The sequence below is a fragment of the Micromonospora sp. WMMA1923 genome, from assembly GCF_049179195.1.
GTDB lineage: Bacteria > Actinomycetota > Actinomycetes > Mycobacteriales > Micromonosporaceae > Micromonospora > Micromonospora yangpuensis.
In genome coordinates, this window is record NZ_JBMHLZ010000001.1 from 2,706,298 (window position 1) to 2,720,926 (window position 14,629).

Sequence of the window (14,629 nt, forward strand, 5' to 3'; positions counted from 1 at the left end):
CGTGCCACTACCGGCGCAGGGCGACGCCGGCCCGGGTCCACAGCCGGCCCGGGTCCACAGCCGGCCCGGGTCCACAGCCGGCCCGGGTCCACAGCCGGCTCAGAGCAGTGGCCGGCCCACCACCGAGGCGACCAGTCGGGCGAACTCCTCCAGTCGGGCGATCTGGCCGGCGCCGCCGTCGTCGAGGGTCTTGCCGAACCGCAACGCGTCGTGCCGGGGCGCGCCGAGCGCTGCCTCGTCGCCCGGCGGCGCCTCGTCCAGCGAGGTCAGCAGCAGGTAGACATCGATGCTGTCGACCCGGACACCGCCGTTGTCGGCCCGGGTGAGCCGCCGTCGGCAGCCGACCTCGGTGACGGTGGAGACCGGCACCACCCGCAACGAGGAGGTCATCGCCCCGGGTGGCCCCTCCCCCGGTGGAACGTCCTCGCCGTGCCAGAGGATCAGGCGGCTGCCGTCGCAGACCACCACCTCCTGCCACACCCCGTTGACCTCGTTGACGAAGCGTTCCAGGGTGAAGCCGAGCACCGACGCACCACGCAGCACCCCGCCGAGCGCCTCCAGGGCCACATCCGGGTCCCGCAGGTAGGCGCGGGTCGCCGATTCCAGGTCCTGGTACGGCGACCAGTCGGGAAAGACCGCCGGCACGTCGCCGCCGTCGAAGCCGGGCAGGGTCATCGGGTGCCCTCCGCCCGGCCGGTGTGTCGTCCCTGCCCGGCCCCGCGGGGTCCGGTGATCCGCCCGCTCATGCCGGGCCGTCCAGCGCGCCGGTCACGACCGGTCCCGCTCCTGGGCCGTACCGGACGAGGGCTCGGCGACCTGCCCACCCGAGGGGGCGACCTGCGCACCGGACGGCGACTCGGTGACCTGCCCACCCGACGGGGCCACGGCGTCCTGCCGGCCCGACGAGGGGTCGGCGGCCTGCGCGGCGGCGGCCTGGCGGGCGGCCTCGGCCTCGCGCAGCACCTGCCGGCGCTGGACGTAGGCCTCGGCGCCCTTGCTCGGTTTGCGTCGCCGGGGCGGGGCGGTGACCCCGGGGGCGAGCTTGCGGGCGGAGACCAGGAACGCGGTGTGCGCGATCATCCGGTGGTCCGGCCGGACGGCCAGGCCGTCGGCGTGCCAGTCGCGCACCAGGGACTCCCAGGCCCGGGGCTCGGTCCAGCCGCCGCGCTCCCGCAGCGCCTCCACCAGCTCGGACAGCTGCGGGGTGGTGGCCACGTAACCGATGAAGACGCCGCCGGGCACCAGCGCCCGCTCGACCATGTCGAGGGTCTCCCACGGGGTGAGCATGTCGAGGATGATCCGGTCGAAGCCGGTCTGCCGGCAGTCGGCGACGTCACCGACGTGCAGTTGCCAGGCCGGGTGGGGGCCGTTGAAGAACGCCTCGACGTTGCGCCGGGCGATCTGGGCGAAGTCGTCGCGCAACTCGTAGGAGTGCAGCTCGCCGCTGGTGCCCACGGCGCGCAGCAGGGAGCAGCTCAGCGCCCCCGACCCGGCACCGGCCTCCAGCACCCGGGCCCCGGGGAAGATGTCGCCCATCGCGACGATCTGCGCGGCGTCCTTCGGGTAGATCACCTGCGCGCCGCGCGGCATGGACAGCACGTAGTCCGACAGCAGCGGACGCAGGGCGAGGTACGCCGTACCGCCACCGGAGGTGGTGACCACACTGCCGTCGGGCAGCCCGATCAACGCGTCGTGCTCCAGGATGCCGCGATGGGTGTGGAAGGCCTTGCCCACCTCCAGGGTGACCGTGTGCATCCGCCCCTTGGGGTCGGTCAACTGCACCCGGTCACCGGGGCGAAACGGGCCACGGTGCACGGGTGTCAGCGCCGGGGCCGCCTCGGGCGCCGGTGTCTCCGGTTCGGTCGGGGTCGCACAGGGGTGAACGGTCACGTGTTCATCTTCCGTTTGGGTTCGAGGAGCTGCACCAGATCCACGAGGTGCAGAACGCCGACGACATTTTCCCCCGAGGTCACCACGTACTGTGCGCCCGGGTGGGTCTGCACGGTCTCCAGCACGCGTTCGCCGTCGAGATCCACCGGCATCGTCGGCAGGCCGGCCAGCGAGCGGGCCACCGCGTCCACCGCCAGCCAGGGCCGACGCTCGGCCGGCACCGCGGCGACGGCCACCGGGTCGACCACCGCCAGCGGCCGACCGGCGGAGTCGGTGACACCGAGCACCACCGGCCGGTACGCCCCGGCGTCCGCCCGAGGCTGCGCGTCGACGTGGGCGTCGGCCAGCGGCTGCTCCACCGCCAGGTGGGCGTCCGCCTGCCGTTGGGCCGCCAGGTGGGCGTCCGCCCGGCGCTGCTCCGCCACGTGGGCGTCCGCCCGGCGCTGGGCCTCGGCCAGCGGGGTGCCGCTGGGCACCGGCAGCAGCGGCCGGGCCAACCGGGACAGGTCGATCATGGGCAGTCGACGGCCGATGCGGGCCAGCCGGATCGACTGGCCGGCACCGCGCCACAGGGTGAACGCGACCAGCAGCATCAGCGGCAGGGCCAGCGGCGCCAGCACCTGGTAGACGACCAGCAGCAGCACCAGCGCGACGGTGCCGGCGGCCACCGCCCGGCCGATCCAACCGGCCACCTCGGTGCCGGTGTGCCGGTCGCGGGTGACGGCCCAGACCGCCGCGCGCAACGCCCGCCCGCCGTCCAGCGGCAGGCCGGGCAGGAGGTTGAACACCGCCACGATCACGTTGCTCACCGCCAACTGGAAGGCGAGCTGATGGATCACCGTACGGTCCGGCAGGGCGAGGGTGGCCACCGTGGCGGCGACCCCGAGCACCGCGGAGACCGCCGGCCCGGCCAGCGAGACCAGCAGGTCGATCCGGGGGGTCGGGGCGTCGCGGTCCATCTCGGTGTACCCGCCGAGCAGTTCCAGGGTGATCCCCCGCACACCGATGCCGTACCGTCGGGCGGTGAGGGCGTGGCCGAGCTCGTGCAGCAGCACCGAGCCGAGCAGCGAGACCACGAACCCGAAGCCGATCAGGTATCCGGCCAGCGACGACAGGCCCAGCCGCTGCCCGGCGAACTGGCCGTACAACACGGTGATCAGCAGGGTCAGCAGCAGCATCGAGGCGTTGAGGTGCAGCGGTACGCCGAACACCCGCCCGACGGTGAGTCCGGGGCTGCGGTCACGACGGGCGGGTCTGCTTGGCTGCTGCACCCCGCCGATGCTACGGACCGCCCGGCCCCGGCCGGCAGCATGGACCACCGCCGGCCCCGGGCGGCACGGGCCACCTCTCGGCCCCGGCGGCACGGACCACCCCCCGGCCCCCGCGGCACCGGCCACCGCCGGCCCGGCGGCACGGACTACTGCCCGGTCCCGTCGGCGGGGTACGCCGACAGTGTCGGACCGGTGGCCTAACCTTCCGGACATGACAGCGGATCCGGTGACGACCCGACAGCCCGTGCCCGCTGCGCAGGTGCCCGCCACGGTCCGGGCGTCCCTGTCGCCGTCGCGGGCGGCGGACTTCAAGACCTGTCCGCTGCTCTACCGGCTGCGCAGCATCGACCGGCTGCCCGAGCGCACGAGCGTGGAGCAGGCCCGGGGCACCCTGGTGCACGCGGTGCTGGAGCGCCTGTTCGACCTGCCGGCGGCCGACCGTACCCCGACCGCCGCCGGGGACCTGGTGGCTCCGCAGTGGGACCGGCTGGTCACCGAGGAGCCCGAGTTGGCCGAGCTGTTCGCCGAGGCCGACCCGCAGGCCGCGGCGGATTTCCTGCGGTCGGCCACCGAGCTGTTGGGGGGGTACTTCGCGGTGGAGGACCCGCGCCGGTTGGAGCCGGCGGAGCGGGAGGCCCTGATCTCCGCCGTGGTCGACGACGAGCTGCTGATCCGGGGTTACCTGGACCGGCTCGACGTGGCCCCCGACGGCGCGCTGCGGGTGGTGGACTACAAGACCGGCGGGGCGCCCCGGGAGGCCTTCGAGGCCCGCGCGCTGTTCCAGCTGAAGTTCTACGCGCTGGTGCTGTGGCGGACCCGGGGGGTGGTGCCCCGGGTGCTGCGGCTGCTCTACCTGCGCGACGCCGAGGTGTGCGACTACACCCCCGACGCCGAGGAGCTGGCCCGCTTCGAGCGCACGGTGGTGGCGTTGTGGCGGGCCATCGAGCAGGCCACCGAGCGGCAGGACTTCCGGCCCCGGCCCAGCCGGTTGTGCGACTGGTGCAGTCACCATGCGCACTGTCCGACCTTCGGCGGTACGCCACCGCCGTTCCCGGTCGGCGCGGTGTCGGCCGGTCCGTCGCCGGATTCCCGGTCCGCCTCGCCGGTCCACCCGGGCGCGGACGAGTGACCCTCCTCCTCACGGAGGATGGCCGAGTCACCGCCGGCGACGATCTCAGTGGCGTGCGGGCGGTTAGCGTCACGGTATGACCGACGCGCCACGGGTGTTCCTGCGCCGGCATCCGGTCGCGGCGGATGCCCTGCTCGCGGGTGCCCTGGTGCTGTTCGACGTGCTGTTCACCCTGCTCAGCCCGCGGGACTTCTGGCCACGGCAGCTTCCGTCGGCGCTGGGTCTGAGCGTGCTGTGCGCGGCACCGGTGGTGCTGCGCCGCCGCGCGACCCGGTGGGCGGTGGGCGCGGCGGCGGCCACCCTGGTCCTGCCGGCGCTGTACGAATCCGCTCCGAGCACGCAGGGGCTGACCTTCGTCGTGCTTACCTACACCGTGGCGGCGACCTGGCCGGCGCGCCGGGCGGTGCTCGCCTCGGTGGGGTTGTGGGTGCCGGTGATGGTGCTCAACGTCACGGCGCCGTTGGAGAGCCGGTTGGACGTGGGCACCGGCTACCTGGTCCTCAACAACCTGCTCACCGCCGTGGTGTCGTACGCGGTGGGTCGGGCGGTGCACGCCCGCCGGACCTCGATCGAGGCGTTGCGGGAACGGGCCCGGGTGGCCGAGGAGAACCAGCGGGCGCTGGCCGAGCAGGCGGTGGCGCAGGAGCGTCGCCGGATCGCCCGGGAGCTGCACGACATGGTCGCCCACCAGGTGAGCGTGATGGGGGTGTTGGCCACCGGGGCGCGGCGGGTGTTGCGCAGGGACGCGGACGCCGCCGACGCCGCGATCGCCACGATCGAGGGCACCAGCCGGGCCACCCTGCGGGAGATGCGCCGGTTGCTGGACGTGTTGCGCACCGACGCCGAGCCGGCCGCGGAGCTCGCCCCGCAGCCGGACCTGGCCGGCATCGAGGCCCTGGTCGACCGGGCCCGTGACGCCGGGCTGCCGGTGGCGTTCCAGGTCGTCGGCGAGGTGACGCCGGTGCCCGACGGGGTGGCCCTGGCGGTGTACCGGATCGTGCAGGAGGCGCTGGCCAACAGCCTGCGGCACGCCGGGACGGCCACCGGGCAGGTGCGGTTGACCTTCGGTGGCACGTTCCTGTCGGCCGAGGTGACCGACACCGGACGGGGGCCGGGGCCGCAGCCGCCCCGACCGGGGCACGGGCTGGTGGGGATGCAGGAGTGGGTGGGCCTCTACGGTGGGACCCTGCACACCGGCCCACGACCCGGCGGCGGGTTCCGGGTGTACGCGAGCATCCCGGTGGAGCAGGCGGACGGGGTTCCGGCGGCAGCCGGTGCGGACAGGGAGACGCGATGACCGACCACGCGATGACCGATCAGGCGACGTCAGCGCGACCGGTACGGATCCTGCTCGTCGACGACCAGCCGTTGCTGCGTACCGGGTTCCGGATGGTGTTGGGCGCGGAGGACGACCTGGACATCGTGGCCGAGGCCGGCGACGGCGCGGAGGCGGTGGACCTGTCGCGTCGGCTGCTGCCGGACGTGGTGCTGATGGACATCCGGATGCCCCGGATGGACGGGGTGGCGGCGACCCGGGCCATCGTCGAGGCCCGGTTGCCGGTCCGGGTGCTGATCCTGACCACCTTCGACCTCGACGAGTACGTGGTGGGCGCCCTGCGGGCCGGGGCCAGCGGGTTCCTGGCCAAGGACGTCCCGGCGGAGGACCTGGTGACGGCGATCCGGACGGTGGCCGCCGGTGACGCGGTGGTGGCCCCCCGGATCCTCAAACGGCTGCTGGACCGGTTCGCCGGTGCGCTGCCCGACCCGGCGGCAGCGCCACCGCGGACGCTCAACGCGCTCACCGAGCGGGAACGGGAGGTGCTGGTGCAGGTCGCCCGGGGGCTGTCCAACGCCGAGATCGCCCGGGAGCTGACGGTCAGTGAGACCACGATCAAGACCCACGTCGGGCACGTGCTGACCAAGCTGGGGCTGCGCGACCGGGTCCAGGCGGTGGTCCTGGCGTACGAGACGGGCCTGGTCCGGCCCCGGGCGTAGCCGGCCACCGGCGGCGGCGTGGTGATGGGCTTCACCTACGGTGATGGGTGACGGTCGACTGTGACGTGGCGTCAGGTCCTACCGTCACCGACAGTGGCGCCGCCGACGGCGGGCCGGATCGCTCAGGGGTAACCCTGAGTCGGTCTCCGGGCCGACCCGCAGCGGGAAATCCGCGCCGGCTCCCCCCGGAGTCGGACGGTCCGCTGCTTGCGGTGACCGAAGATGACGAGGTACCGCGCCGACCAGCGGGGGCGGCGCGGATCGCTGGTACCCAGACATGAGGGAGATGACGTGACCGCGACGGTGGGACAGGCGCAGGCCGCGGCCCGGGCGGACGAGGTGTGGAAGGTCTACGGCAGCGGCGAGGCACAGGTCGTCGCGCTGCGGGGGGTGAGCGCCGAGTTCGAGCGGGGCCGGTTCACCGCGATCATGGGCCCCTCCGGGTCGGGCAAGTCGACGCTGATGCACTGCCTGGCCGGGCTGGACTCGGTCAGCCGGGGCACGGTGTCGATCGGGGACACCACGGTGACCGGGCTGGGTGACGCCGGTCTGACGAAGCTGCGGCGGGACAAGGTCGGCTTCATCTTCCAGCAGTTCAACCTGCTGCCCACGCTGACGGCGAAGGAGAACGTGCTGCTGCCGATGTCGATCGCCGGGCGCAAGCCCGACCCGGCCTGGTACGACACGGTGATCGACACGGTAGGCCTGCGGGACCGGTTGGACCACCGGCCGGCACAGCTCTCCGGTGGCCAGCAGCAGCGGGTGGCGTGTGCGCGGGCGCTGGTCGCCCGCCCCGAGGTGATCTTCGCCGACGAGCCGACCGGCAACCTGGACTCGCGCTCCGGCGCGGAGGTGCTCAACTTCCTGCGGAACTCGGTACGCGAGCACGGCCAGACGATCGTCATGGTCACCCACGACCCGAGCGCGGCGGCGTACGCCGACCGGGTGGTGTTCCTGGCCGACGGACAGATCGTCACCGAGCTGATCGAGCCGACCGCGGACACCGTGCTGGACACCATGAAGAAGCTGGACACCACCGCCGCCGAGGTGGGTCACTGATGCTGCGGGCAACCCTGAAGAGCCTGCTGGCACGCAAGGTCCGGCTGATCCTGTCCGGGCTGGCCGTGGTGCTGGGCGTCATGTTCGTCTCCGGCGCGTTCGTGCTCACCGACACCCTCAGCCGCACCTTCGACCAGGTCTTCGCCGACGCGTACGCCGAGGTGGACGTCAACGTGGCGGGCAAGCCGAAGGTGACCGTCTCCGAGGCCGAGGGTTCGGCGGTCGCCCCGCCGTTCGCGGCCTCGACGGTGGAGCAGGTCCGGGCGGTGCCGGGGGTGGCCGACGCGGTCGGGGTGGTCTCCGCCGACGGGGCCAGGCTGATCGGCAGCAACGGCAAGGTGGTCACCTCGTTCGGCCCGCCGCAGCTGGGCCAGAACTGGGTGGGCGAGAGCGACCTGCTGCGGCTGCGCCAGGGCCACGAGCCCCGCGCCGACGACGAGATCGTGGTCAACGCGGCCCTGGCCGAGGCCGCGAAGGTCAAGGTCGGCGACCGGGTAGGCGTGCTCACCCTGGCGCCGAAGCGGGAGTTCACCCTGGTCGGGATCTTCGGCTACAGCGGTGGCCGGGACTCCATCGGCGGCTCGCACGAGGTCTACTTCACCACGCCGGTGGCGCAGGAGCTGATGCTCGGCGAGGCCGGCACGTTCAACAGCGTGACGGTCACCGCCGCCGACGGGGTCGCCGACACCGCGCTGCGCGACGAGGTGGCCGCCGCCCTCGGCGACGACTTCGTGGTACGCACCGGTGCGGAGCTGGGCGAGGAGATGTCCGCCGCGTTCGACGAGGGGCTGACCTTCTTCAACCGGATCCTGCTCGGTTTCGCCGCGGTGGCGCTGCTGGTCGGCACCTTCCTGATCCTCAACACGTTCTCGATCATCGTCGCCCAGCGCACCCGGGAGCTGGCGTTGATGCGGGCCATCGGGGCCAGCGGCCGGCAGATCATCGGCTCGGTGGTGCTGGAGGCGGTGGCGGTGGGCCTGCTCGCCTCGGTGTTCGGCCTGGCCGCCGGGATCGGTGTCGGTGCCCTGCTGGCGTACCTGTTCGGCACCTTCGCCGGCGGGTTGGAGCTGGCCGGTGTCGGTGTGCCGCCCAGCGCGGTGATCAGCGCCTTCGCCGTCGGTCTGCTGATCACGGTGGTGGCGGCGCTGCTGCCGGCGCTGCGGGCGGCCCGGATCCCGCCGATCGCCGCGATGCAGGACGTGGCCACCCCGGACCGGCCCCTGACGAAGATCACCATCGGCGGCGCGGCGGTCACCGCGGTCGGCGCGGTGCTGCTGGCCCTCGGGTTGACCGGCAACGCCGGCGGCAGCACCCTGCCGGTGATCCTCGGTGGGGTGCTGTTCACCTTCATCGGGGTGGCGCTGCTGACCCCGCTGCTCAGCCGGCCGGTGGTGTCGTTGCTGGGCGCGGTCTTCTCCTGGTCGGTGCCGGGCAAGCTGGGCCGGCTCAACTCCGGCCGCAATCCGCGCCGCACGGCGATCACCGCCGCCGCGCTGATGGTGGGCATCGCGCTGGTCACCGGCGTGACGGTGATCCTGGACTCGGCCAAGAGCAGCCTCAGCGCCATGGCCCGGGACAACGTCACCGCCGAGCTGGTCATCGCCGGGGCGCAGAGCGGCCCCCGGTCGCCGAGCTTCGACCGGGAGGTGCTGACCCAGACGGCGGCGCTGCCCGGGGTCCGGCTGGCCGACGGCGAGTACGGCGACCTGGCGCTGGTCGACGGGGAACGCACCTGGGTGGCGGCCAGCACCGAGCCCGCCGCGCTGCGACAGATCTTCAACGCCGAGCAGGTGGCCGGGGACATCAGCCAGCTCGGGCCGGACCAGATGCTGGTCCGCAAGGAGAGCGCCGAGTCGCGTGGCTGGTCGGTCGGGTCGACGGTGCCGGTGCAGCTGACCCGCGGCGAGGAGCGCACCTTCACGGTCAGCGGCATCTACGCCAGTGAGGTCTACACCAATCCGGTGGCGTTGCCGCAGAGCGTGGCGAGCGACTTCGCGATCCCGCATCCGATCCAGGGGTTCATCCAGCTGGAGCCGGGCACCCGCAGCGCGGACGTGCTGCCCCGGGTGGAGGCGCTGCTGGCCGACAGCCCCGAGGTGTCGGTGGCCGACCGGGACGCGTTCATCGACCAGCAGGCCAGCCAGTTCGACACCCTGCTGACGATGATCCAGATCCTGTTGGCGTTGGCGATCGTGATCGCCGTACTCGGCATCGTGAACACCCTGGCCCTGTCGGTGCTGGAGCGGACCCGCGAGCTGGGGCTGTTGCGGGCGATCGGGCTGCGGCGCGGGCAGACCATGCAGATGATCACGGTCGAGGCGGTGGTGATCTCGGTGTTCGGCGCGCTGCTCGGGGTGGCAGTCGGCCTCGGCCTCGGCGCGGCGGTGGTCCGGGCGCTGCGCGACGACGGCATCACCGACCTGGTGCTGCCCTGGTCGCAGATGGGGATCTTCCTCGGCCTGGCGGCGTTCATCGGGGTTGTCGCGGCGGCGCTGCCGGCGATCCGGGCCGCCCGGATCAACGTCCTGGGAGCCATCGCCCACGACTGACCGGTACCCCACCTGTCCCCCACCGGGCCCCGCCGTCGCAGCGTCGACGGCGGGGCCCGGTGTTTCCGGCGGCCTGGCCCGACCAGGCAGGGCTCTCGGGCCAGGCCCGACCAGGCAGGCTCTCGGCAGGCACCGCCCGGTTTCCGCGGCGGGTTCGGACGGCCGGGTAGGGCCCGGCGGACACCGGAGTGGGTCAGCGCGGGGTGGGGCGGGGCGCGCGGGCCAGGGTGGCGAGCAGGTGCAGGTCGACGCCGGTCAGGTCGGCCAACTGATGGACGCCGTCGATCGGGTCGAGGGGCACCTCGGCCGGCACGGCCAGTACCGCCGCGCCGGCGGCGAGCGCGCTGGCCACCCCGGTCGGCGAGTCCTCGATCGCCACGCACCCCCCGATCGGCACGCCCAGCAGCCGGGCGGCGGTCAGGTACGGCTCGGGGTGCGGCTTGGCCGAGGTGACCTCGTCGCCGCAGACGACCACGTCGAAACTGTCCCGGCCCAGGGTGTCCAGGGCCACCTCGACCAGCGCCCGGCCGCTGGAGGTGACCAGGGCGGTCGGGATGCCGGCCGCGCGTACCGCCGTGAGCAGGGCCGACGCCCCCGGCCGCCAGGGCAGGCCGGCCCGGAACAGGGCCAGGATACGGGCGTCGACCCAGGCCGCGCTGCGTACCGGGTCGAGGTCGGGCTGGTCCAGGTCGGCGTGCAGGATCCGCATCGCCTCGGCCATGGTCTTGCCGACGATCGCCTGCCGGCCCGCCGGGGAGAGGGTGGCACCGTACTCGGCGGCCAACTCCTGCAGCGCGACGTCCCAGAGCCGCTCGCTGTCGACCAGGGTGCCGTCCATGTCGAAGAGCACGGCGGCGGGGTGGGGGCTGCTCAGCGGGTCCTCCTGACCTCGGGCGATCCTGACGGCTCGCCAATGGGAGTCGTCGGTCGGCGACCCGGGTCACGGGCACCGACACGGCGACCCGGACGATCCTGTCAAGCCCGCCGGGACCCCGCCACCGCCGGGCGTACGGGGGTGACCCAGGTCAAAGGTCGCAGGCCGCCAGGGACCGCTGGTAGCCCCGGAAGAACGCGTCGACGCGCTGCTCGGGGGTGCCGTGGGCACCCTCGGCGAACCACGGCTGGTCGGGGCTGTCCCCCACGGCGAGCAGTCCGTCGCGGAACTCCTCCAGGTCACCGTCGTCGAGGGTGAGCACCCGGTCGCGCACCGAGTCACCCAGGTACGCCCCGGCCATGCAGTCGGCCTGCAACTCCTGCTGGATGGTGAACTCGTAGCGGATGCCGAGCCGGATCTGGACCCCGTGGGCGTACTCGTGGCCGAGCAGGTAGAACACGAACGCGTCGCCGACCTGGCGGAACGCCGAGAACGACCAGTTGATGTCGTAGGCGATGAAGTCCCCGACCGAGCAGTAGACCGCGTTGTTCGCCGGCACCGCCTGCCCGCCGCAGGTGACCTCCCCGTCGCGCTGGTAGGTAAGCACCCGCCGGACCGGCTGGAACCGCTGTCCGGAGGCCTGGAACTGCCGCGACCAGTACCGTTCGGCGAGCCGCTGGGCATCGGCGATGTCCTGCTGGAACTCCTCCGGGGTGTCGGTGCCGTCGGCCCGGGTGGTCTGCGCCCCCGGCGAACGGTCCTGCTGCGCCTGCGACCGTGGCGGCTGCTGCTCCTGCGACTGCTGCGGGGCCCGTGGCGGGGCCGCGCCGTCGTCCCCGGGCACCTCGCCGACGACACAGCCGGCGGCGATCAGGGCCGCCACCAGACCGACCAGCGAGCCTCGTCGTCGAGGTCGAACCGATGCCGTCACGTGTGCCTCCCCGGCGCTCGGGCGGTGGGTCAGCTGGTACCCCGACGGCCGATCCGCCATGCCCGTCGAGATGATCTACGCGAGGCGGCACCGGATGGTTCAGTGCCGCCGGCCGGTCGCGGGCGGGCCGTCCGGGACCGGCGGCTGGTCAGGGGTGGCGGCTGGGCGTCAGGGGCTGGCGGCGAGGAAGATGAACGCGCCGAGGATCACCAGGTGCACGCCGCCCTGCAGCAGGGTGGCCCGGCCGGGTACGACGGTGAGCACGCCGGCCACGGCGGTCAGCGCCAGCAACGCCATCTGGGTGCCACCCAGGCCCAGCAGCAGCGGACCCTCCAGCCAGATCGAGGCGACGGCGATCGCCGGGATGGTCAACCCGATACTCGCCATCGCCGATCCCAGGGCCAGGTTGAGGCTGATCTGCACCCGGTCGCGCCGGGCCGCGCGGGCTGCCGCGAGGGTCTCCGGCAGCAGCACCAGCAGGGCGATGAGCACGCCGACGAACGACGGCGGCAGGTTCGCCGCCGCCACGCCGGCCTCCAGCGCCGGTGAGACGGTCTTGGCGTCACCGACCACCGCCACCAGCGCCACGATCAGCAGCGCCAGGCTGGTCAGGGCGGCCCGCTTCGACGGTGGATCGGCGTGCTCCTCGACGTCGTCCCCGGCTTCGACGGCAGGCCCGGCTTCGGCGGCAGGCCCGGACCCGATGGCGGCGGCGGGCCCGAACCCGATGGCGGTGTCGGTCGCGCCGGGGCGATCAGCGCTATCGGTCACGGCGGCGGTATCGGTCACGGCGGCGGGACGGTCGGCGGTATCGGTCACGGCGGCGGTGTGCCGGCCGGCTGCGGGGTCGGCGGCCCCGGCGGCGCTGCCCGGCGCGGCGCTGCCCGGCGCGGTGCCGCCCGGCGCGGTGCCGCCCGGCGCGGTGCCGCCCGGCGCGGTGCCGCCCGGCGCGGTGCCGCCCGGCGCGGTGCCGCCCGGCGCGGTGCCGCCCGGCGCGGTGCCGCCCGGCGCGGTGCCGCCCGGCGCGGTGCCGCCCGGCGCGGTGCCGCCCGGCGCGGTGCCGCCCGGCGCGGTGCTGGGGCCGGGCGGGGCGGCGTGCGGCACCGGCAGGAAGTAGTCCCGGTGCCGACCGGTCTGCACCATCACGAACAGCAGGTACAGGGCGAGTGAGGCGACCGCCGCGAAGGCCAGCTGGGCCGGGCTGAACTCGGGACCGGGACGGCTGGTGGTGAAGGTGGGCACCACCAGGCCGAGCGTGGCCAGCGTCGCCACCGTGGCCAACGCCCCACCGGTGCCCTCCGGGTTGAACGACGCCACCCCCCGGTGTAGCGCCCCGAGCAGCAGCGACAGGCCGAGGATGCCGTTGCAGGTGATCATCACGGCGGCGAAGACGGTGTCCCGGGCCAGGGCCTGGGTCTTGTCCCCGCCGCTGATCATGAGGGTGACGATCAGCGCCACCTCGATCACCGTGACCGCCACCGCGAGCACCAGCGACCCGTACGGCTCACCGACCTTGTGCGCCACCACCTCGGCGTGGTGCACCGCCGCGAGCACCGCCCCGGCCAGGAAGAACGCCACCACCGCCACCACCGGTCCGGGCAGCGCCCGATTCCAGGTCAGCACGAGCAGGACCACCGCCAGCAGCGGCACCACGACGGTCCAGAGGTGCATCCGGGAACGGGCGGCGGCGATCACCCACCCCACCCTGCCAGAACCCCCGATCGACCGGCCGGGAACGCCGGCGAGCCACGCGGACAGGTAACGCCCGTGGCCCGGTTTCGCCGTCCATCGTTAACCCGATCGACCTGGCTGCCCAATTCCAGCCCGGTCTATATATACGGCAGGCACCACGCCCGCTGACCTGGACGGAGCCATCATGACCCGTACCCTGCGCGCCGCCGCGACCACCCTCGTGGCGATCGTGGCCGTCGGTCTCGCCCACCCGGCGACCGCCGCCGGCTACTCGGCACCGCTGCGTACCGCCGTGGCCGACCTGCCGGTGGCCACCGAGGTCCGCACCGGCTACGACCGGGACCTCTTCCCGCACTGGACCGACGCCGACGGCGACGGCTGCAACACCCGGTACGAGGTGCTGATCGCCGAGGCCGTCACCGCCCCCACCGTCGGCAGCGGTTGCACGCTGTCCGGCGGCCGGTGGTACTCCTACGTCGACAACGCCTACTGGACGCTCCCCGCCGACCTCGACATCGACCACCTGGTCCCGCTCGCCGAGGCGTGGGACTCCGGTGCCCGAGGTTGGACCACCAGCCGCCGCCAGTCGTTCGCCAACGACCTCGGCGACGCCCGCGCCCTGGCCGCCGTCACCGACAACGTCAACCAGGCCAAGGGCGACCAGGACCCGGCCACCTGGCTGCCGCCGTACGCCCCGGCCCGCTGCCGGTACGTCAACGAGTGGGTGGCCACCAAGATCCGCTGGCGGCTGACCGTGGACACCGCCGAGAAGAACGCCCTGACCAGCTGGGCGAACAACTGCACGAACGTGACCATTTCGGTGACCTACGCGTACTGATCCACCGGTCCGGGCCACTCGACCCCCAGGTGCGTGCGGTGGTGGACGGGAGCCTCGATCTCGTCCACCACCGCCACGGCCAGATCGGCGTACGAGATCCGGCTGGCCGCGTCCGCCGGGGCCACCAGGTACCGCCCGGTACGCGGACCACCGTGGTCGAAGTCGCCCGACGGGCTGACGATCAGCCAGTCCGGCACGTCGGTGGTGGCACGCAGCACCGCCGCCCCGGCCGCGTGCGCGAGGTAGAACGCGCGGTACTGCTCCGGTCAGATGCGCCGCGCCGTCGCGCTCACCGATCGCCAACTGCGCGACGGCAAGCTGACACCCGTAGGTGCCGGTCCCGTCGACCGACGCCGAGCCGGCGTCCGGACCGCCACACCCCGCGGTCACCTCCGCCCGAC

The 14,629-nt window shown here is 73.7% G+C and carries 11 protein-coding genes and 3 pseudogenes; 6 read left to right on the forward strand and 8 right to left on the reverse strand.

Going from position 1 to position 14,629, the window contains the following annotated elements:
• Window positions 1–99: 99 nt before the first annotated feature.
• The 3 genes and pseudogenes from ACN28G_RS12215 to ACN28G_RS12225 all read right to left on the reverse strand — a co-directional run bounded on the left by ACN28G_RS12215 (window position 100) and on the right by ACN28G_RS12225 (window position 3,101).
• On the reverse strand, window positions 100–675 hold the full coding sequence (locus tag ACN28G_RS12215; protein WP_091438895.1) for a hypothetical protein: 576 nt from the start codon (window positions 673–675) through the stop codon (window positions 100–102).
• 267 nt (window positions 676–942) lie between these two features.
• Window positions 943–1,824, reverse strand: a pseudogene (locus ACN28G_RS12220) (tRNA (adenine-N1)-methyltransferase); the annotation flags it as partial.
• A gap of 62 nt (window positions 1,825–1,886) precedes the next feature.
• Window positions 1,887–3,101, reverse strand: a complete 1,215-nt coding sequence (locus ACN28G_RS12225; protein ID WP_091438896.1) for a site-2 protease family protein — start codon at window positions 3,099–3,101, stop codon at window positions 1,887–1,889.
• A gap of 271 nt (window positions 3,102–3,372) precedes the next feature.
• Between ACN28G_RS12225 and ACN28G_RS12230 the strand changes: the two genes are divergently transcribed.
• From ACN28G_RS12230 to ACN28G_RS12250, 5 genes are all read left to right on the forward strand, one after another.
• Entirely contained in the window at window positions 3,373–4,290 is a 918-nt protein-coding gene (locus ACN28G_RS12230) for a RecB family exonuclease (RefSeq protein WP_091438897.1), read from the forward strand.
• 76 nt (window positions 4,291–4,366) lie between these two features.
• The gene (locus tag ACN28G_RS12235; RefSeq protein WP_091438898.1) at window positions 4,367–5,587 is read left to right on the forward strand and encodes a sensor histidine kinase; all 1,221 of its coding nucleotides are present in this window, start codon (window positions 4,367–4,369) and stop codon (window positions 5,585–5,587) included.
• An 11-nt stretch (window positions 5,588–5,598) separates the two neighbouring features.
• A complete protein-coding gene (locus tag ACN28G_RS12240) occupies window positions 5,599–6,285 on the forward strand; it encodes a response regulator (RefSeq protein WP_091446538.1) in 687 nt (228 codons plus the stop codon).
• Between the two features lie 291 nt (window positions 6,286–6,576).
• Complete coding sequence (locus ACN28G_RS12245) at window positions 6,577–7,344, forward strand: ABC transporter ATP-binding protein (protein WP_091438899.1); 768 nt, start codon at window positions 6,577–6,579, stop codon at window positions 7,342–7,344.
• A complete protein-coding gene (locus tag ACN28G_RS12250; RefSeq protein WP_421479149.1) occupies window positions 7,344–9,893 on the forward strand; it encodes an ABC transporter permease in 2,550 nt (849 codons plus the stop codon). Before ACN28G_RS12245 ends, ACN28G_RS12250 begins: the two co-directional genes overlap by 1 nt.
• Window positions 9,894–10,086: 193 nt before the next feature.
• On the opposite strand, the gene ACN28G_RS12255 is transcribed toward ACN28G_RS12250, so the two are convergent.
• From ACN28G_RS12255 to ACN28G_RS12270, 4 genes and pseudogenes are all read right to left on the reverse strand, one after another.
• A complete protein-coding gene (locus ACN28G_RS12255; protein ID WP_091438901.1) occupies window positions 10,087–10,743 on the reverse strand; it encodes an HAD family hydrolase in 657 nt (218 codons plus the stop codon).
• 175 nt (window positions 10,744–10,918) lie between these two features.
• Window positions 10,919–11,698, reverse strand: coding sequence for a neutral zinc metallopeptidase (locus ACN28G_RS12260; protein ID WP_229688338.1), 780 nt, complete (start codon window positions 11,696–11,698; stop codon window positions 10,919–10,921).
• Window positions 11,699–11,866: 168 nt separating this feature from the next.
• Window positions 11,867–12,346 (reverse strand): annotated as a pseudogene (locus tag ACN28G_RS12265) (ionic transporter y4hA); the annotation flags it as partial.
• Between the two features lie 420 nt (window positions 12,347–12,766).
• A pseudogene (locus ACN28G_RS12270) lies at window positions 12,767–13,369 on the reverse strand (calcium:proton antiporter); the annotation flags it as partial.
• A gap of 205 nt (window positions 13,370–13,574) precedes the next feature.
• Here ACN28G_RS12270 and ACN28G_RS12275 point away from each other — a divergent pair.
• Complete coding sequence (locus ACN28G_RS12275) at window positions 13,575–14,228, forward strand: HNH endonuclease family protein (protein ID WP_091438903.1); 654 nt, start codon at window positions 13,575–13,577, stop codon at window positions 14,226–14,228.
• Here the strand turns inward: ACN28G_RS12275 and ACN28G_RS12280 are convergent.
• Complete coding sequence (locus ACN28G_RS12280; RefSeq protein ID WP_175440561.1) at window positions 14,216–14,446, reverse strand: hypothetical protein; 231 nt, start codon at window positions 14,444–14,446, stop codon at window positions 14,216–14,218. The genes ACN28G_RS12275 and ACN28G_RS12280 overlap by 13 nt on opposite strands.
• Window positions 14,447–14,629 lie beyond the last annotated feature (183 nt).

Excerpts from the sequence above, each read along its gene's own strand:
- ACN28G_RS12215 (WP_091438895.1), bottom strand. The coding sequence starts at position 675 with ATGACCCTGCCCGGCTTCGACGGCGGCGACGTGCCGGCGGTCTTTCCC.
- ACN28G_RS12230 (WP_091438897.1), top strand. The coding sequence starts at position 3,373 with ATGACAGCGGATCCGGTGACGACCCGACAGCCCGTGCCCGCTGCGCAG.
- ACN28G_RS12235 (WP_091438898.1), top strand. The coding sequence starts at position 4,367 with ATGACCGACGCGCCACGGGTGTTCCTGCGCCGGCATCCGGTCGCGGCG.
- ACN28G_RS12240 (WP_091446538.1), top strand. The coding sequence starts at position 5,599 with ATGACCGATCAGGCGACGTCAGCGCGACCGGTACGGATCCTGCTCGTC.
- ACN28G_RS12250 (WP_421479149.1), top strand. The coding sequence starts at position 7,344 with ATGCTGCGGGCAACCCTGAAGAGCCTGCTGGCACGCAAGGTCCGGCTG.
- ACN28G_RS12275 (WP_091438903.1), top strand. The coding sequence starts at position 13,575 with ATGACCCGTACCCTGCGCGCCGCCGCGACCACCCTCGTGGCGATCGTG.